Below are 17,161 nucleotides of genomic sequence, written 5' to 3'. Positions count from 1 at the left end.
CAAGCGGTTATTTTAAGATGTTTTCAAAGTTTCCTCTGTAACATCAACCACTTGCGCTTTCGATCTCTCGTTAGCGGGAGGCGAATTCTACAGCGTTACACGCTGCTGTCAACACCTCATTTCCTGCCTCGATGATTTGAAGCTGACACTGCCAAAAACCAATCCAACTCATTGAAACTCAAGGAGTTTTCCGTTTCGACTGCGCCGGAAGTGGGCGCATTATAGGCTAATAAAATGCGCCGTCCAGCACTAATTTCCTACTTATTCAGCTTTTAGCGTAATTCGCGCAAAAGCCTTCTTCCCAGCCTGACAAACGTGGGTAGAACCCAGTGCATATATATAGGAGCGATCAACCACCTCACCATCTATACGCACACCACCCGAACCCAGTAGGTCTCTGGCTACCGCTGAGTTCTTAACCAACCCAGCTTTATTAAGAACAGCCGCAATCGGCATATCCTCAGTAGCAGTCAATTCCACCTCGGGCAAATCGTCTGGCAACTCGCCATCCTTCATCCGATTGCCGGCGCCACGATGCGCATTGGCCGCGGCTTCCTCACCATGAAATCGAGCCACGATCTCTTCGGCCAGCTTGATCTTGATATCACGCGGGTTAGCCCCCGCCTCCACGTCAGCCTTGAACGCATCGATTTCATCCATCGAGCGAAAGCTCAGCAGTTCGAAGTAGCGCCACATCAACGCATCAGGTATGGACACCAGCTTGCTGTACATCACACCCGGCGCTTCCTGGATACCAACATAGTTACCCAAGGACTTGGACATCTTCTTGACGCCGTCCAGACCTTCAAGCAAAGGCATTGTCACAATGCACTGCGCTTCCTGACCGTAGCCGCGCTGCAGCTCACGCCCCATCAGCAAATTGAATTTTTGATCTGTACCGCCCAGCTCAATGTCCGCCTTCAATGCAACCGAGTCATACCCTTGCACTAACGGGTAAAGGAACTCATGGATCGCGATAGGCTGATTGGTGGTGTAGCGCTTGTCGAAGTCATCGCGCTCAAGCATGCGAGCAACGGTGTACTGGGAAGTCAGGCGAATGAAGTCGGCAGGCCCCATTTGATCCATCCAGGTGGAGTTGAATGCCACCTCGGTTTTAGCCGGATCTAGAATCTTGAAAACCTGAGTTTTATACGTCTCGGCGTTTTCAAGTACCTGCTCGCGCGTCAGCGGTGGACGCGTAGCACTCTTGCCGCTCGGATCACCGATCATCCCGGTGAAATCACCTATAAGGAAGATCACCTGATGGCCCAGTTCCTGGAACTGGCGCAGCTTGTTAATGAGTACGGTATGACCCAAGTGCAGATCGGGTGCGGTCGGGTCGAATCCGGCCTTGATACGCAACGGCTGACCGCGCTTGAGTTTCTCGACCAATTCAGACTCGACCAGTACCTCTTCGGCACCCCGCTTTATTAGCGCTAGCTGCTCTTCAACCGACTTCATATCAGACCCGTAAGGCTCAAATTCAAAGGGAACCAACGATACAAGATCAGGGACTAATTACAAGTTCCGGCAGGCATACGGCGGTCTATCCGCGCGCGAATGGCTCGCGGACTTGCTTCAAGGGCGATTTGGTTATATTTTATACAGTTATTTCATATTCATTGTGCCAGTCATCTTTTCCAATTCATCCTTTATCTCAAAGTCAAAATCATCTATGACCAGTCAACCGCCTAAAGCGCCGCCGCTTTATCCGAAGACCCACCTGCTTGCCGCAAGTGGTATCGCCGCTCTCTTAAGCTTGGCCTTGCTGGTATTTCCCTCCAGCGAAGTAGAAGCCAAAAGAACAACGCTTAATCTGGAGCTGGAAACACCTGCTGAACAACTGACACAAGATCAAGACGCTGCCGAGCTCGTTCAAGCCACAAATGAAGCGAATCCATCGCCATTTGCCCAGATTGAACAGCAGGACAACGCACCGGTTGCGACTGCCAAAGTTGAACCAGCAGCGCCACCCGCCCCCACCCACCGCGAAGTGATCGTGAGTAAGGGTGACACGCTATCAACCTTGTTCCAGAAGGTCGGCCTGCCAGCTACCTCCGTGCATGAAGTACTGGCCAGCGACAAGCAAGCCAAGCAATTTAGTCAGCTCAAGCACGGCCAGAAGCTCGAATTTGAAATGAGCCCTGACGGCCTGCAACTGAACAAACTGCATAGTCAGGTCAGCGATCTTGAGACCATAACCCTCAACAAAAGCGCCAAGGGTTATACCTTTCGCCGTGTCACGACCCTGCCTACCATGCGCACGGCGTACGCCCACGGCGTGATCAGCAGCTCGCTTTCCGTATCGGGCCAGCGCGCAGGCTTGCCGCACAGCACAACGATGGATATGGCCAAGGTGTTTGGTTACGACATCGACTTCGCTCAAGACATCCGCCCAGGCGATCAGTTTGAAGTGATCTACGAGCAGAAAGTGATCAACGGTAAAACCGTCGGCACTGGCAATATTCTCTCTGCGCGCTTTACCAACCGCGGTAAAACCTTTACCGCCGTTCGTTACACCAACAAGCAAGGCAACAGCAATTACTACACCGCCGACGGCAACAGCATGCGTAAAGCATTCATCCGCACCCCGGTAGATTTTGCCCGCATCAGCTCGCGGTTCTCGTCAGGTCGCAAGCATCCGATCCTGAACAAGATCCGTGCCCACAAAGGCGTTGATTACGCAGCACCACGCGGGACCCCAATCAAAGCAACCGGCGATGGCAAAGTACTGCTGGCCGGTCGTCGTGGCGGCTACGGCAACACCGTGATCATTCAGCACGGTAATACTTACCGCACGCTTTACGGGCACATGCAGGGCTTCGCCAAAGGCGTCAAAACCGGCGGTTCGGTCAAGCAGGGCCAAGTGATTGGCTACATCGGGACAACTGGCCTTTCGACCGGCCCGCATCTGCACTACGAGTTCCAGGTCAATGGCGTACACGTTGATCCACTAGGACAGAAACTACCGATGGCAGACCCGATTGCCAAAGCTGAACGCACTCGCTTCCTGCAACAAAGCCAGCCATTGATGGCTCGCATGAATCAGGAAAAGGCCACCCTCCTGGCCTCGAGCAAGCGCTAAGCCATGGCCCTCTATATAGGTGTGATGTCCGGAACCAGCCTGGACGGTATGGACATCGCCCTTATAGAGCTGGGGGCCGACATCAGGCTGCTGGCCACCCATTACATTCCCATGCCGAATACCTTGCGCAGCGAGCTACTTGGCTTGTGCGCCAGCGGCCCGGATGAAGTGGCCCGCTGCGCAATTGCCGAGAATCACTGGGTCAAACTGGCCGCACAGGGCGTCAACGCGCTCCTTGAGCAACAGCATCTGTCCCCGGCAGATATCCGCGCAATCGGCAGTCATGGCCAGACCATACGGCACGAACCCGCCCGCGGTTTTACCGTACAGATTGGTAATCCGGCACTCTTGGCCGAATTGACCAACATCTGCGTCGTAGGCGACTTTCGCCGTCGCGACGTGGCTGCCGGAGGTCAGGGAGCACCTTTGGTTCCTGCCTTCCACGAAGCATTGTTTACGGATCAAGTCGGTAACAGGGCAGTGCTTAACGTAGGCGGATTCAGCAACCTTAGCCTGATAACTTCTACCGCCCCCGTTGCAGGATTCGACTGCGGCCCGGGTAATGTCCTGCTGGATGCCTGGATACAAGAACAGCGCGGTGAGCTCTATGACCGCAACGGTGACTGGGCTGCAAGCGGCAAGGTTGAGCCGCTGCTGCTCAACGCCCTGCTCAGCGACCCTTTCTTCCGGACCAAGGGCCCAAAGAGTACAGGCCGTGAGGTATTCAACCTCGCATGGTTGAAACAGCATCTGTTCAACCTGCCCACTTTCCCTGCCGAAGACGTCCAGGCAACCCTGCTGGAGCTTACAGCACAGACCATCGCACAATCCCTGAAGGCAGCCCAGCAACACACGGACGAGCTACTGGTATGCGGTGGCGGAGCCCACAATGCCGCATTGATGGCCCGACTGGCAGACTTGCTGGCTCCCGCCCAAGTGAACAGCACACAGGCCAAAGGCGTAGACCCTGACTGGGTCGAAGCAATGGCCTTTGGATGGCTCGCGCACTGCTGCCTGGAAAGCATCCCTACCAACCGCCCCAGCGTCACTGGCGCACGCGGCTTGCGCATATTGGGCGCCATCTACCCAGCCTGACCGCCTACCTCAAAGTACAGACAGCAAAACGCCGCGAATCTACGCGGCGTTGAGTTTGAAGCCTGTACGACACGCTTAGATCGAGAACGATGATCCGCAACCACACGTGGTGGTGGCATTCGGGTTCTTGATCACAAAACGCGACCCTTCCAGACCTTCCTGATAATCCACCTCGGCACCCGCCAGGTACTGGAAGCTCATTGGATCGACCACCAGGCTCACGCCTTCGCGCTCCACCAGGGTGTCGTCATCGGCCACTTCTTCATCGAAGGTGAAACCGTACTGAAAACCGGAACAACCGCCGCCCGTAACAAAAACGCGCAACTTCAAACGATCATTACCCTCTTCATCGACCAGGCTCTTCACCTTGTGCGCAGCACCTTCGGTGAATTGCAAAGCCATGGGGGTGAAGGATTCGACGCTCATGCTGACTATCTCCCGGCGTTATGCCGCCATAATGCGTGATGACGCGCATTATCCGCTTCTCCTAGAAAAGCGGTCAACTATTCATAAGTAGCAGCTGCACGTGAAGAGCTCTTCACTTGCAGCTTGTAGCTGGGTACCTGCAGATGCTTTAAGGCAACATCCCGGCGTGGGACAAGCCCAGACGCTCATCCAGGCCGAACATGATGTTCATGTTCTGCACCGCCTGGCCAGAGGCGCCCTTGACCAGATTGTCGATCACCGACAACACCACGACAAGGTCACCATCCTGTGGACGATGTACCGCAATCCGGCACACGTTGGCACCGCGCACGCTACGGGTTTCTGGATGGCTGCCGGCAGGCATCACATCGACGAAAGGCTCGTTGGCGTAACGCTTTTCGTACAAAGCCTGCAAGTCGACAGAACGATCAACAACGGTTGCATACAACGTGGAGTGAATACCGCGGATCATCGGCGTCAGATGCGGAACAAAGGTCAGGCCCACCTCTTTACCTGCCGCGCGGCGCAGACCCTGACGGATCTCCGGCAAGTGCCGATGGCCTTTCACGGCATACGCCTTCATGCTTTCAGACGTTTCGGCATATAGGGCTCCTACACTGGCACCCCGGCCAGCGCCGCTCACACCGGACTTGCAGTCAGCGATCAACTGCGAAGTCTCGGCCAGGCCGGCTTCCAGCAAAGGCAGAAAACCCAGCTGGGCAGAAGTCGGATAGCAACCCGGCACCGCGATAAGCCGCGCCTTCTTGATCTGTTCACGGTTCACTTCCGGCAGGCCATAGACAGCCTCATCCAGAAGTTCTGGCGCACCGTGCGGCTGGCCGTACCACTTGGCCCACTCATCCGCATCCTGCAAGCGGAAGTCTGCCGAGAGGTCGATAACCTTGGTGCCTGCAGCCAGCAGTTCGCCAGCCAGCGCATGGGCTACGCCGTGGGGCGTTGCAAAAAACACCACATCACACGCTCCCAGGGTTTGCGTGTCCGGCACGCTGAAGGCCAAACCGTCGTAATGACCGCGCAGGTTGGGATACATATCGGCAACTGGCAGGCCAGCCTCGGATCGAGAAGTGATGACAACCACTTCAGCCTGCGGGTGCTGTGCCAGCAAACGCAGCAATTCGACCCCGGTGTAACCCGTGCCGCCGACAATACCGACCTTGACCATAACCTGCCCTCAACGAAACCACTGGAAAGCCTTCGATAATAGGGATACCCAGCCCCTGCGACAACCGCCAAGGTGACTCCCGGACGCTCTACTACTACTATTTGATCTACCGTGAACCTGGGAATAACTAAAAATGCTTTATCTATGGCTCAAAGCCTTCCACCTCATCAGCATCGTCTGCTGGTTTGCTGGCCTCTTTTACCTGCCTCGCCTGTTTGTTTACCACGCACAAAGCGAAGATTCCGTTAGCAAAGAGCGATTCAGCGTCATGGAGCGCAAGCTGTATCGCGGCATCATGGGCCCGGCAATGATTGCGACCCTGATTTTCGGCGGCTGGTTGATCAGCCTCAACCCGAGCGGCTATTTCAGCCAGGGCTGGATGCACGTCAAGCTGACACTGGTGTTCCTGTTGATCGGTTATCACCACATGTGTGGGGCGCAGGTAAAACGCTTTGCCCGCGGCGAAAACAAACGTAGCCACGTGTTCTATCGCTGGTTCAACGAAGTGCCGGTCGTGTTTCTGCTGGCGATCGTAATTCTGGCCGTGGTCAAACCGTTTTAAACTCACTTCTTAACGATCCGAGGTTATCCATGTCACTGCCCGCTCTGCTTGAACAACGCTTGCGCCTGCCGGTAGTCGCCGCCCCCATGTTTCTGATTTCCAACCCTCAACTTGTCCTGGCCTGCTGTCGCAATGGTGTTGTAGGCAGTTTCCCTGCACTCAACCAGCGCGAGAGCAGCGGTTTCAAGGTATGGCTTGAGGAAATAGAATCAGGACTCGCCGGACTGGATAACCCTGCCCCCTACGCCGTGAACCTGATTGTGCATAACAGCAACCCACGGCTGCAGGCGGATCTGGCGATTTGCATCGAACATAAAGTGCCTATCGTCATCACGAGCCTGGGGGCAGTCAAAGAAGTCGTTGATGCCGTGCACAGCTATGGTGGCCTGGTATTTCACGATGTCACCACCCGACGTCATGCCGAGAAAGCAGTAGAGGCCGGGGTAGATGGCTTGATTGCAGTCGCAGCCGGCGCTGGTGGTCATGCAGGTACCTGGAGCCCTTTTGCATTGGTCGCCGAAATACGGCAGTTTTTCGACAAAACCTTACTCTTGGCAGGGTGCCTGAATCACGGCCACGAAATCCTCGCGACTCAGGTTCTGGGCGCTGATCTTGCCTACCTCGGTACACGCTTTATCGCCACCCAAGAAAGCCATGCGCCTGACGCTTACAAAGAGATGCTGCTGGCATCCCGCGCCGCCGATATCATTCACACCCCCGCTGTATCGGGTGTGCCCGCCAGTTTTATGCGCCAAAGCCTTGAAAATGCAGGTTTCGACCTGGCTGCACTCCAAGGCAAAAGCGAAACGGGGGCAGGTAACAAACTCAAGCCGCTGACCGATGAGGCCAAGGCGTGGAAAACAGTCTGGTCCGCTGGCCAGGGCGCAGGAGAAATCCACGACCTGCCCACAATCGACCAGTTGATCGCACGCCTGGATGAGGAATATCGCAAGGCGCTAAGCCGCACCTCAAAACTCGCACAGCATTGGCCGCATCCCTGATATTGCCAAGCCCGCCATTATCGGCGGGTTTTTGTTAACTCCACCCGGACAAGGAAGCCACCGTGCCCGAGCTTAGCCTGAACAAAACACCTCAAGAACAGTACGCGCCGCTTGACCCTGTGGGGTTCAGCGGGAGGATCGGGCGTTTACGACTGCTGGCCTGGAGCATGGTAATCACCGTCATCGCCATGGTGACATCACTTCTGGTTTTGCTCGCAGTCAAGGTTTCCCCCACCCTGGGCATTACCTGTGGCGCAACGCTCACACTTGCCTACTTCATCATCAGCCTGAGAATCAGCGCCCAGCGCCTGCATGACCTCAACTGGTCCGCGTGGATGCTGTTACTGCATTTGGTGCCCGTGGCCAATCTGATCCTGTCCCTGATGATGCTCTTGATGCCCGGCACACCCGGTCCCAATAAATACGGGCCACCGCCACCGCCGAACAGCCGTGCAGTCAATGTTCTGGCTGCGATAACCATCTTTTTGATTGGACTGGGCATCTGCGTAATGATTGCCCTCTTTGCTTTGGGCCTGCTGACTGCGTTGATCAACGCAGTCAACAGCAACAGCATGTAGACTGCCCGCCTTAATGAACGCGTTAACGCCAGGGACATCATTGTCACCGGACTGTACCGTTGCAATGGAGAACAGCATGACCCGTTACGCTTTAATCACCGGCGCCTCCAGCGGCATTGGCCTGGCGCTGGCTGAGGCTCTTGCCCGACGCGGGCGCAGTTTGATTCTGGTGGCCCGCCAGCGGGATGCGCTGGAAACCATTGCACTTGAGTTGACCCAGCGTTTCGGCGTCGAGGTGTTGTTCCGCGCCTGCGACCTGGGTGAACCCCTGCGCCTGTCAGGCTTTTTGCTGGAGCTTGAAGAAGGCGACCGTCAGATTGACCTGTTGGTCAATTGCGCGGGTATCGGCACCTGCGGTCCTTTCCTGGCCCACGACTGGAGCGCCGAACAAGACCTGATTGAACTTAACGTGCTGGCACTCACCCGGTTGTGCCATGCCATTGGCAACATGATGGCCGTGCAAGGCGGCGGGCAGATTCTCAATGTGTCCTCAATTGCTGCGTTCAAGCCCGGGCCTTGGCTGAGCACCTACTTCGCCAGCAAAGCGTATGTCCTGCATTTTTCTGAAGGCCTGCGCGAAGAAGTGAAAAAAACCGGGATTAAAGTCTCGGTACTCTGCCCCGGCATTACCCGAACCCGTTTTTTCGATGCAGCCAAAATGAATACCGACGCCATCAAGCAAAGCACCGGAGCCATGAGCCCCGAAGAAGTTGCGCTTTACACCGTGCGTGCGCTCGATAAAAACAAGGCGATCATCATTCCAGGACGTCGCAACCGCTGGCTCTCTCGCTTCCCGCGTGTTCTCTCTCGCTGGATGACCCGAAAAATAGCCGCCTCGGTCAACAAATCCTACTGCCCTCGTTAACGACGACTGGGCGTAACTCACAGCCCTGAGTACACTCAGACCGGACTTCACTCACGGAGACACAGCTTTGGATACTTTGTTTACCAAGATCATCAACCGTGAAATACCCGCAAAGATCATCTATGAAGATGATCAAGTGCTCGCTTTTCACGACATCGCACCACAAGCACCGGTCCACTTTCTGGTTATCCCGAAAAAGCCGATACGCACGCTTAACGACCTGGCCGAAGAAGACAAGCTGCTGGCAGGCCATATCCTCTTCACGGCACAGCGCCTTGCCAAAGAACTGGGCTGCGAAGACGGTTTCCGCGTAGTGATGAACTGCAATGAAAAGGGTGGCCAAACGGTTTACCACATTCATATGCACGTTCTGGGTCAACGCCAGATGAATTGGCCGCCGGGCTGATTGCTAAACGATTCTGACGTGGGAGCCGCACGGTTCCCACATCCATCCATGATCCAACGCAAACTCCACCCCCGCGATTGGGGTAAACTGACCGCCGTGATTTTTTCCGGAGGTAAGCATGACTAACCAACGTCACTACTCGCCGATTGACCGTCTTCTGTTACAAGCCGATACCGCCCTGCGCACTCTGCTGCCATTCAGCGGCCAGCCTCATCGGCCATCACCGGCCATCGTCAAACCTGAAAACCCGCTAGACCCGCAAGCTACACGCCATGTTGCCGGTCTGATGCGTATCAACCACACCGGTGAAGTCTGTGCTCAAGCCTTGTATCAAGGTCAGGCACTGACAGCCAAGCTCCCGCACGTGCGCGAAGCGATGGAACACGCCGCTGAAGAAGAAATCGATCACCTGGCCTGGTGTGAGCAACGCATTCGCCAACTGGGTAGCCATCCCAGCGTGCTGAACCCGCTGTTTTACGGCATGTCCTTCGGGATCGGCGCAGCAGCAGGACTGATCAGCGACAAAGTCAGCCTGGGGTTTGTGGCGGCCACCGAAGATCAGGTTTGCAAGCACCTGAACGAGCATCTTGAGCAACTGCCGGTCGAGGATGAAAAGTCCCGGGCGATTCTTGAACAAATGCGTATCGACGAAGAGCAGCACGCAGAATCTGCGCTCGATGCTGGCGGGTTCCGCTTCCCTGCCCCGGTCAAATTCGGCATGAGCCTGATGGCCAAGGTGATGACAAAAAGTACGTACCGTATCTGATCGCAGCTTCGGTAGAGACCGCCGCTTTAGCGGGACTTTGCACATAGGCTAATGCGTGTCAGTTAAGGGTCACTGTGGGAGCGGGCTTGCTCGCGATGCAGGCGACGCGGTCTGAGAGTCAAACCGCGCGGCTCCCATCGCGAGCAAGACCGCTCCCACAAGAGCCAGCTTCCCGATTTACTGACTGGCATTAGCTAAATCAAGACCCTTATTGACTCAGCCCAGCTCGATAATTTCGTAATCGTGGCTGATGGCAACACCCGCTGCGCCAAGCATGATGGATGCCGAGCAATACTTCTCGGCCGACAACTCGATGGCACGCTTGACCTGGGCTTCTTTCAAGCCACGGCCCTTGACCACAAAGTGCAGATGGATTTTGGTGAAAACCTTTGGATCTTCAGTGGCGCGTTCTGCCTCCAGAAACGCTTCACAGCTCTCAACCGCCTGACGCGACTTCTTGAGAATGCTGACAACGTCAAAGTTGCTGCAACCCCCGAGACCTAACAACAGCATCTCCATCGGGCGTACGCCCAGATTGCGACCACCGCTTTCAGGCGGGCCATCCATCACAACGACGTGGCCGCTGCCTGACTCGCCCAGAAACATGGCTTCGCCAGCCCATTGAATGCGTGCCTTCATCACCCAGACTCCACTGATTTAAAAGGGGCGCCAGCTTAGCACAGGGTCAGAAACTGATAACTCACCACACTGAAGCGTTTCTCTGGCCTGGCACTCCGAAAATTCTGCAATCCGTACAGAACCTGTCTGGTAAGCTGGCGCCAAATCGCTGGCGCCTGCCAGAAAGCGCTCTATATAAAAATAGATTTAATCCTTACTGTGTACGCTTCTCGGGATACAACCATGGTTGCTCTTACTCCCATACCCAAGATCAAGAACCTCGACAAGTTTTTGACTTTTTGCCAACGCAAACGATATCCAGCCAAGAGTAATATCATTTGTGCAGGTGAGTCTTCACACACCCTGTTCTTCATTATCAAAGGCTCGGTAACGGTTTTGATTGAAGACGAGGAAGGTCGTGAAATGATCATTGCCTATCTCAACAGCGGAGACTTTATTGGCGAATTGGGCCTGTTTGAACAAGCGGGACAAGAGCAGTCACGCAGCGCATGGGTTCGAGCCAAGACCGAGTGCGAAGTTGCAGAGATCAGCTATCCAAAGTTCAGAGAATACACTCAGCAAGAGCCAGAGATTCTTTACGCGCTAAGTGGCCAAATAGCACAACGCCTGCGCAACACTACGCGCAAGGTCGGTGACTTGGCATTCTTTGATGTCACCGGAAGGGTTGCGCGCTGCCTGCTTGAGTTGTGCAAACAACCCGATGCCATGACCCATCCGGACGGCATGCAAATCAAGATCACCCGTCAGGAAATCGGCAGAATCGTCGGTTGTTCTCGAGAGATGGTAGGACGCGTACTAAAAGGTCTGGAAGAACAGAACCTGGTAAACGTCAAAGGCAAAACCATGGTGGTGTTCGGTACACGTTAAGACTTGAGCAAGGGCGCCAGGATCTGTTGATAACTGGCACTCAAGCGCTCAAAGAAGTCGGGGGCCGCAAACGCTTCGTGCAAAGCGATGTGACTGTCGGCAAGACAGCGTTGCTCAAGATCACACAACTGATTGAAACGATTGACCGCCGCCACCATCGACTCACGCTCGTTCTCTACCAGCAATGCACCATGAACCAAACCGACAGGCCGCTGCCCGCCTTGACTCTGACGCCAGCGCTGAGCGGTACCCACCAGTTTCCGGGCATTGAGATTGACGTTGAAACGCCCATCACAGAACGCACCCTCAACTTCACCCAAAGAAGCGGTGCCACCCAACTGCATCAGCAAATCGCAAATCGGCTCGCACAAACGGCGATAGGCCGTTTCGATACGCCCATGATCGCCTTCACTGCGTAAAGGCGCATAAACCAGTGCAATATTGACCGTCGAGGCGGACTGCGGGACAGGCTCGCCGCCCGTCTCACGCAACAGAATCGGCCAGCCGCTGGCAGCCAACTCAATACTGGCCTGCTCAAAACCCGGCAAGCGACTCAGTCGCCGCGGCATGACCAGCGCCCGATCCGTGGGCTGCCAGAACAGCACCCCTGCCTCCAGCTCTGCGGCACAGACCGAGGCCAGTAAATCCTGCTCGGCCTTGAGGCCGGCTTCGACGGTGAGGTGCTGGATGGGTGCCATGGGATTCCTTGTCAGACACTGAGCCGCTGCAGATACAGGTTCGATCGCTGTGGGAGCGGGCTTGAGGCGCCGCAGCCTGCCAGGAAAATCGCGGGGCTGCTATCGCGAGCAAGCCCGCTCCCACAAGGGGATGAGTCAATCCAGAGTCGAACCCGTCACTGGCACAACACGCTCCGGGAAAAACAGACGCTGCAGTTCATTGCCCGGGTTCTCGGCGCGCATAAAGGCTTCACCAACGAGGAACGAATACACCTCGCTGATTTCCATCAGCTCGACATCCGCACGGTTGAGAATGCCGCTCTCGGTAATCACCAGGCGATCACGCGGTACACGGGGCAACAGATCCAGTGTGGTTTCCAGGCTGACTTCAAAAGTGTGCAGGTTGCGGTTGTTGATGCCCACCAACGGCGTATCAAGGGTTTTAAGTGCGCGCTCAAGCTCGTCGCCATCATGCACTTCAACCAACACATCAAGCCCGACGCTTTTGGCGACGGCTGCCAGCTCTGCCATCTTCACGTCGTCCAGGGCGGACACGATCAACAGCACGCAATCGGCCCCCAAGGCACGGGCTTCGACGATTTGATAAGGGTCGATCATGAAATCCTTGCGGATCACCGGCAAGGTACAGGCCGCACGGGCCTGCTGCAGGTACGCGTCGGCACCCTGGAAGTAATCGATATCGGTCAGCACGGATAAACACGTCGCACCGCCCGACTGATAGCTCTTGGCAATGTCGGCAGGCACGAAGTGCTCGCGAATCACGCCTTTGCTCGGTGAAGCCTTTTTGATTTCGGCAATCACTGCAGGCTGTTTTTTCTTGGCCTGCGCCAGCAAGGCATTGGCAAAACCGCGAACAGGATCCGCCTGAGCGGCCATACGTTCAAGCTCGGCCAGGCTCACGCGCGCGCTGCGCTCGGCAACCTCTTGAACTTTACGCGCCAGAATATTTTCCAGAACGGTTGGCACACTCATGCTTCATTCTCCTGCTTGAAAATCGCGGTAAACGCGCCCAGCTCTTCGAGCTTCTCGCGGGCCAATCCGGTGTGCAGCGCATCATGGGCCAACTCCACACCCTCTTTGAGAGTGTAGGCAAGGTCCGCGGCATATAGCGCTGCGCCAGCATTGAGCACAATCATTTCGGCGGCTTTCTGGCCCGCTTCGGTTTTGCGACGACCCAACGCATCGCGGATCAACTCCAACGATTGCTCGGGGCTGTCTACTACCAGGCCGAACAGGCTTTGGCTCTTGATACCAAAATCTTCAGGCTGAACCCAATACTCGGTGATCTCACCGTTTTTCAGCTCTGCCACAAAGGTCGGCGCTGCCAAGCTGAATTCATCCAGCCCGTCTTGCGAGTGCACCACCAGCACATGCTTGCTGCCCAGACGCTGCAGCACTTCAGCCAAGGGACGGCACAGCGCCTGGTTGAACACACCGACCACTTGATGCAACACACCAGCCGGATTCGTAAGCGGGCCAAGCATATTGAACAGGGTTCGCAAGCCAAGGTCGCGACGCGGAATGGCCGCATGCTTCATGGCGCCATGATGGCACTGAGCAAACATAAAGCCGATGCCCACGCTGTCGATGCATCGGGCGACCTGAACCGGGGTCAGGTTCAAATACACACCGGCCGCTTCCAGCAGGTCAGCACTGCCGCTTTTACCGGACACCGCGCGGTTGCCATGCTTGGCCACCGTGCAACCCGCCGCGGAAATCACCAGCGCCGAAGCGGTGGACACGTTGAAAATGTTCGCGCCATCGCCGCCGGTGCCAACGATATCGACCACGCCATCCAGCGTCTTGAGCTCAACCTTGTCTGCCAGTTCGCGCATGACCGTCACGGCACCGACGATTTCGTCGATGCTTTCGCTTTTCATGCGCATGCCCATCATGAATGCGCCAATCTGCGCTTCGGTGCATTGACCGGTCATGATGTCGCGCATTACGTCGCGCATCTCATCGGTGGTCAGGTCGAGGTGGCCGACGATACGGCTCAGGGCTGTCTTGATATCCATATAAAGTCCTTAGCGCGTGCCGCCGGTTTGTTTTAGAAAGTTCGCAAACAGCTCATGACCTTGCTCGGTCAGGATCGACTCAGGGTGAAATTGCACCCCTTCGATATTCAGCGTCTTGTGGCGCAGGCCCATGATTTCGTCCACAGAGCCATCTTCAAGCTGAGTCCAGGCGGTGAGCTCAAGGCAGTCCGGCAGAGTTTCACGCTTGACCACCAGCGAGTGATAACGGGTCACGGTCAGCGGATTGTTCAGGCCCTGGAAAACCCCTGTATCGAGGTGATACACCGGGCTGGTCTTGCCATGCATCACTTGACGGGCGCGGACCACATCGCCGCCAAATGCCTGGCCTATGGACTGATGGCCCAGGCACACGCCCAGGATCGGCAGCTTGCCGGCAAAGTGCTTGATGGCTTCGAGGGAAATACCCGCCTCGTTCGGCGTGCAAGGGCCGGGCGAGACCACAATGCGCTCGGGCTTGAGCGCTTCGATCTGGGCCACGGTCAATTCATCGTTGCGCACCACCTTGACCTCGGCACCCAGCTCGCCGAGGTATTGCACAACGTTGTAAGTAAAAGAGTCGTAATTATCGATCATCAGCAGCATGTTGCTAAACCTCTGAATTCACTGACATTCAAAACTGTTTTCAGAATTCATTACCCGCAGTTTCGATTGCTGGATTGAACACACCAACCGGGGGGCAGCCATTCATGAAAACGCAGGGGGCAGGTCCGGCGGGGCCGGCAGAGAAATATTAGGCGCGCCAACGCCAACGGCCGTGGGCCTTGAGAACTCGCATAAAGAGTTTGCTGATGATCAACACAGGAAGGGTCTCATTTCTACGTCAGGGCACAGTAACGTAGCCTCGCAGAAGGCGCAACACGGGGCAGCAAATACGGGGAAAAACATACGGACAATACTTTGTGTCTTTATTTTACATGAAACACTTAATACAAATTGTTTTGATAGTGTCCGCGCTCCCAACAATAAAAATAGACCTCCTCATGCGCAGACTTTCACTACTCATTCCCCTGGCGGGATGCATCCTGTCCTTCGTTAGCGAACGCGTACTCGCCGCCCCAACCCCCTACTCCACGATGATCGTGTTCGGCGACAGTTTGAGTGACTCGGGGCATTTTCCTGATACCGGCAGCGGCATGCGTTTTACCAATCGCAGCGGGCCTACCTATAGGGGTGAAGCTTACTCGGCAGTAGCACCGATGATTCTGGGATCAAAACTGAGCATCGCGCCCGGCGACTTGAGCCCGTCCACATCACCGGGCAACGCATTCACCGGCGACCCCGATGGTAACAACTGGGCGGTCGGCGGCTACCGTACGGACCAGATTTTTAACTCAATTACCAAAGTATCGAAGGTAGCTGTACCGCAAGGCTGGTTTCTTGGGGGGACCGTATTACGCAGCCGACGCGGCTACCTTGTGGAAAACGGTTTCAAAGCCGACCCCAAAGCGTTGTATTTCATCTCGGGCGGCGGCAACGACTTCCTCGATGAGAGAGTAAGAAACCCCGCCGAGGCAGCTAAAGCCGCGCAGAATCTGGCAGACAGCGCCTTCGCCCTGCAACAGGCGGGGGCGCGTTACATCATGGTCTGGCTGTTGCCTGACCTGGGCCTGACCCCGGCCATTTACGACACACCGGCACAAGCTGGCAGCAGCTACCTCAGCGCGGTGTTCAACACCGAACTGGCCCATCAACTCAGCCAGATAGACGCCGAAATCATCCCCCTCAACGTCCCGCTCCTGTTCCGGGAAGCGGTCTCCGATCCCGCCCGTTTTGGCCAGGCCACCGGGCACAACCTCGTGGCCACTTGCTTCAGCGGTGACGAGTGCACAGAGAACCCGCAATACGGCATCAATAGCCCGACCCCCGACCCAGCCAGGCTGTTGTTCAACGACTCGGTCCACCCCACCGAAGCGGGACAACGCTTAATCGCCGACTATGCCTACTCATTGCTGGCCGCCCCGTGGGAGGTGACGCTGTTACCCGTGATGGCCCAAGGCACACTGAATGCCCACCAGGACCAACTGCGCACCCAGTGGGGCAGCGACAACCTTCAATGGCAAGCCACTGGGCAATGGCGAGCGTTCGTTGCGGGTGGCGGGCAACGCTTGAATATTGACGAGCAGCACACCTCAGTCAGTGCGGATGGCCGGGGCTATAACGTCAATATCGGCACCAGCTATCGACTGGATGAACACTGGCGACTGGGCGTGGCATCCGGATTTTACCGGCAACGCCTCGAAACGGGCGCCAACGAATCGGACTACAAACTCAATAGCTACCTGGGCAGCGTCTTTGCTCAGTACCAACACAATCATTGGTGGGGTGACGCCGCCCTGACCTTGGGCAGGCTCGATTACGACAGCCTCAACCGAAAGTTCGCGCTAGGCGTGAGTGAGGGGGTGGAGAAAGGGCAAGCCGACGGCCACCTGCGGGCATTGAGCACACGCCTGGGTTATGACATCGCACAGGCCTCGGCTTCGTGGCATCTGTCGCCCTTTATCAGCGCCGACTACTCGCGAGTAGAGGTTAATCGTTATGAAGAAAAAGGACGGCGCTCGACCGCTTTGAATTACGAAGAGCAGACACTCGTTTCAAATCGACTTGGCGCGGGCGTACTCGCCAGCTACCAGTTCACCCCGCAGACCCGGGTGTTTGGCGAAGCCGTCCATGAGCACGAGTTCCAGAATGCGACCCAGCGCCTGAGCATCGCGCTGAACAGCCTGCCCAACAACAGCTTCACACTCGAAGGCTACACACCGCAAAGCAACCTTGACCGTATCAGCCTGGGGATCAGCCACAGGCTGACCGCCGACCTTATGCTGCAGGCGGCTTATAACGTGAGGAAGGGTGATGGGGTGGCTCAACAGGGAGCCAACCTCGGGGTCAGCCTGAACTTCTGATAAACAGAAGCTCTTCGTAGCCGCTGCCACAGGCTGCGTCCGGCGGCGTAG

General features: G+C 56.2%; 18 protein-coding genes. 10 read left to right on the top strand and 8 right to left on the bottom strand.

Translation table 11 applies throughout. The features are described 5' to 3' along the window. Positions 1-261 precede the first annotated feature (261 nt). Positions 262-1,461 (bottom strand): tyrosine--tRNA ligase, encoded by a 1,200-nt coding sequence (gene tyrS / locus AACY07_RS23325; RefSeq protein ID WP_133075338.1) that lies wholly within the window; start codon positions 1,459-1,461, stop codon positions 262-264. A 214-nt stretch (positions 1,462-1,675) separates the two neighbouring features. On the opposite strand from tyrS, the gene AACY07_RS23320 reads away from it, so the two are divergent. Together AACY07_RS23320 and AACY07_RS23315 are read left to right on the top strand one after the other, a co-directional pair. Beyond that, on the top strand, positions 1,676-3,085 hold the full coding sequence (locus AACY07_RS23320) for a peptidoglycan DD-metalloendopeptidase family protein (RefSeq protein ID WP_133075337.1): 1,410 nt from the start codon (positions 1,676-1,678) through the stop codon (positions 3,083-3,085). 3 nt (positions 3,086-3,088) lie between these two features. After that, on the top strand, positions 3,089-4,180 hold the full coding sequence (locus tag AACY07_RS23315) for an anhydro-N-acetylmuramic acid kinase (protein WP_339478037.1): 1,092 nt from the start codon (positions 3,089-3,091) through the stop codon (positions 4,178-4,180). A gap of 75 nt (positions 4,181-4,255) precedes the next feature. Here AACY07_RS23315 and erpA read toward each other — a convergent pair whose 3' ends face one another. Next, positions 4,256-4,606: an iron-sulfur cluster insertion protein ErpA gene (gene erpA / locus AACY07_RS23310; RefSeq protein WP_016782396.1), complete on the bottom strand. Its 351-nt coding sequence runs from the start codon at positions 4,604-4,606 to the stop codon at positions 4,256-4,258. Between the two features lie 148 nt (positions 4,607-4,754). Next, positions 4,755-5,789, bottom strand: coding sequence for an N-acetyl-gamma-glutamyl-phosphate reductase (argC, locus tag AACY07_RS23305; RefSeq protein ID WP_133075335.1), 1,035 nt, complete (start codon positions 5,787-5,789; stop codon positions 4,755-4,757). A gap of 133 nt (positions 5,790-5,922) precedes the next feature. Here argC and hemJ point away from each other — a divergent pair, with 133 nt between their 5' ends. The 6 genes from hemJ to coq7 all read left to right on the top strand — a co-directional run bounded on the left by hemJ (position 5,923) and on the right by coq7 (position 9,967). Next, positions 5,923-6,351, top strand: a complete 429-nt coding sequence (gene hemJ, locus AACY07_RS23300) for a protoporphyrinogen oxidase HemJ (RefSeq protein ID WP_339478034.1) — start codon at positions 5,923-5,925, stop codon at positions 6,349-6,351. Positions 6,352-6,380: 29 nt separating this feature from the next. Next, entirely contained in the window at positions 6,381-7,352 is a 972-nt protein-coding gene (locus tag AACY07_RS23295; protein ID WP_339478031.1) for an NAD(P)H-dependent flavin oxidoreductase, read from the top strand. 62 nt (positions 7,353-7,414) lie between these two features. Next, positions 7,415-7,930: a DUF805 domain-containing protein gene (locus tag AACY07_RS23290; RefSeq protein WP_339478028.1), complete on the top strand. Its 516-nt coding sequence runs from the start codon at positions 7,415-7,417 to the stop codon at positions 7,928-7,930. A 76-nt stretch (positions 7,931-8,006) separates the two neighbouring features. Then, complete coding sequence (locus tag AACY07_RS23285; RefSeq protein WP_219262887.1) at positions 8,007-8,795, top strand: SDR family NAD(P)-dependent oxidoreductase; 789 nt, start codon at positions 8,007-8,009, stop codon at positions 8,793-8,795. A 67-nt stretch (positions 8,796-8,862) separates the two neighbouring features. Beyond that, entirely contained in the window at positions 8,863-9,201 is a 339-nt protein-coding gene (locus AACY07_RS23280; RefSeq protein ID WP_133075330.1) for a histidine triad nucleotide-binding protein, read from the top strand. A gap of 118 nt (positions 9,202-9,319) precedes the next feature. Continuing rightward, a complete protein-coding gene (coq7, locus tag AACY07_RS23275) occupies positions 9,320-9,967 on the top strand; it encodes a 2-polyprenyl-3-methyl-6-methoxy-1,4-benzoquinone monooxygenase (protein WP_219262886.1) in 648 nt (215 codons plus the stop codon). A 216-nt stretch (positions 9,968-10,183) separates the two neighbouring features. Here coq7 and AACY07_RS23270 read toward each other — a convergent pair whose 3' ends face one another. Beyond that, the gene (locus AACY07_RS23270; protein WP_003444470.1) at positions 10,184-10,606 is read right to left on the bottom strand and encodes an OsmC family protein; all 423 of its coding nucleotides are present in this window, start codon (positions 10,604-10,606) and stop codon (positions 10,184-10,186) included. Between the two features lie 222 nt (positions 10,607-10,828). Here AACY07_RS23270 and crp point away from each other — a divergent pair, with 222 nt between their 5' ends. Then, the gene (gene crp, locus AACY07_RS23265) at positions 10,829-11,473 is read left to right on the top strand and encodes a cAMP-activated global transcriptional regulator CRP (protein ID WP_019823132.1); all 645 of its coding nucleotides are present in this window, start codon (positions 10,829-10,831) and stop codon (positions 11,471-11,473) included. On the opposite strand, the gene AACY07_RS23260 is transcribed toward crp, so the two are convergent. From AACY07_RS23260 to AACY07_RS23245, 4 genes are all read right to left on the bottom strand, one after another. Beyond that, entirely contained in the window at positions 11,470-12,171 is a 702-nt protein-coding gene (locus AACY07_RS23260; RefSeq protein ID WP_339478024.1) for a lipoate--protein ligase family protein, read from the bottom strand. The two genes, crp and AACY07_RS23260, sit on opposite strands and share 4 nt — an antisense overlap. Positions 12,172-12,306: 135 nt before the next feature. Beyond that, positions 12,307-13,143 (bottom strand): indole-3-glycerol phosphate synthase TrpC, encoded by an 837-nt coding sequence (gene trpC, locus AACY07_RS23255; protein WP_339478022.1) that lies wholly within the window; start codon positions 13,141-13,143, stop codon positions 12,307-12,309. After that, positions 13,140-14,189: an anthranilate phosphoribosyltransferase gene (gene trpD / locus AACY07_RS23250; protein WP_133075326.1), complete on the bottom strand. Its 1,050-nt coding sequence runs from the start codon at positions 14,187-14,189 to the stop codon at positions 13,140-13,142. The genes trpC and trpD overlap by 4 nt, the downstream gene beginning before the upstream one ends. Before the next feature lie 9 nt (positions 14,190-14,198). Next, complete coding sequence (locus AACY07_RS23245) at positions 14,199-14,792, bottom strand: aminodeoxychorismate/anthranilate synthase component II (RefSeq protein WP_133075325.1); 594 nt, start codon at positions 14,790-14,792, stop codon at positions 14,199-14,201. 398 nt (positions 14,793-15,190) lie between these two features. On the opposite strand from AACY07_RS23245, the gene estP reads away from it, so the two are divergent. Continuing rightward, complete coding sequence (gene estP / locus AACY07_RS23240) at positions 15,191-17,110, top strand: esterase EstP (RefSeq protein ID WP_339478019.1); 1,920 nt, start codon at positions 15,191-15,193, stop codon at positions 17,108-17,110. The last annotated feature ends 51 nt before the right edge of the window (positions 17,111-17,161 follow it).

Origin of the sequence: Pseudomonas sp. RL_5y_Pfl2_69, from assembly GCF_963970465.1 — a bacterium.
GTDB lineage: Bacteria > Pseudomonadota > Gammaproteobacteria > Pseudomonadales > Pseudomonadaceae > Aquipseudomonas.
This window is presented reverse-complemented; position numbering and strand designations above follow the sequence as displayed.

Excerpts from the sequence above, each read along its gene's own strand:
- tyrS (WP_133075338.1), bottom strand. The coding sequence starts at position 1,461 with ATGAAGTCGGTTGAAGAGCAGCTAGCGCTAATAAAGCGGGGTGCCGAA.
- AACY07_RS23320 (WP_133075337.1), top strand. The coding sequence starts at position 1,676 with ATGACCAGTCAACCGCCTAAAGCGCCGCCGCTTTATCCGAAGACCCAC.
- AACY07_RS23315 (WP_339478037.1), top strand. The coding sequence starts at position 3,089 with ATGGCCCTCTATATAGGTGTGATGTCCGGAACCAGCCTGGACGGTATG.
- erpA (WP_016782396.1), bottom strand. The coding sequence starts at position 4,606 with ATGAGCGTCGAATCCTTCACCCCCATGGCTTTGCAATTCACCGAAGGT.
- argC (WP_133075335.1), bottom strand. The coding sequence starts at position 5,789 with ATGGTCAAGGTCGGTATTGTCGGCGGCACGGGTTACACCGGGGTCGAA.
- hemJ (WP_339478034.1), top strand. The coding sequence starts at position 5,923 with ATGCTTTATCTATGGCTCAAAGCCTTCCACCTCATCAGCATCGTCTGC.
- AACY07_RS23295 (WP_339478031.1), top strand. The coding sequence starts at position 6,381 with ATGTCACTGCCCGCTCTGCTTGAACAACGCTTGCGCCTGCCGGTAGTC.
- AACY07_RS23285 (WP_219262887.1), top strand. The coding sequence starts at position 8,007 with ATGACCCGTTACGCTTTAATCACCGGCGCCTCCAGCGGCATTGGCCTG.
- coq7 (WP_219262886.1), top strand. The coding sequence starts at position 9,320 with ATGACTAACCAACGTCACTACTCGCCGATTGACCGTCTTCTGTTACAA.
- AACY07_RS23270 (WP_003444470.1), bottom strand. The coding sequence starts at position 10,606 with ATGAAGGCACGCATTCAATGGGCTGGCGAAGCCATGTTTCTGGGCGAG.
- crp (WP_019823132.1), top strand. The coding sequence starts at position 10,829 with ATGGTTGCTCTTACTCCCATACCCAAGATCAAGAACCTCGACAAGTTT.
- AACY07_RS23260 (WP_339478024.1), bottom strand. The coding sequence starts at position 12,171 with ATGGCACCCATCCAGCACCTCACCGTCGAAGCCGGCCTCAAGGCCGAG.
- trpC (WP_339478022.1), bottom strand. The coding sequence starts at position 13,143 with ATGAGTGTGCCAACCGTTCTGGAAAATATTCTGGCGCGTAAAGTTCAA.
- trpD (WP_133075326.1), bottom strand. The coding sequence starts at position 14,189 with ATGGATATCAAGACAGCCCTGAGCCGTATCGTCGGCCACCTCGACCTG.
- AACY07_RS23245 (WP_133075325.1), bottom strand. The coding sequence starts at position 14,792 with ATGCTGCTGATGATCGATAATTACGACTCTTTTACTTACAACGTTGTG.
- estP (WP_339478019.1), top strand. The coding sequence starts at position 15,191 with ATGCGCAGACTTTCACTACTCATTCCCCTGGCGGGATGCATCCTGTCC.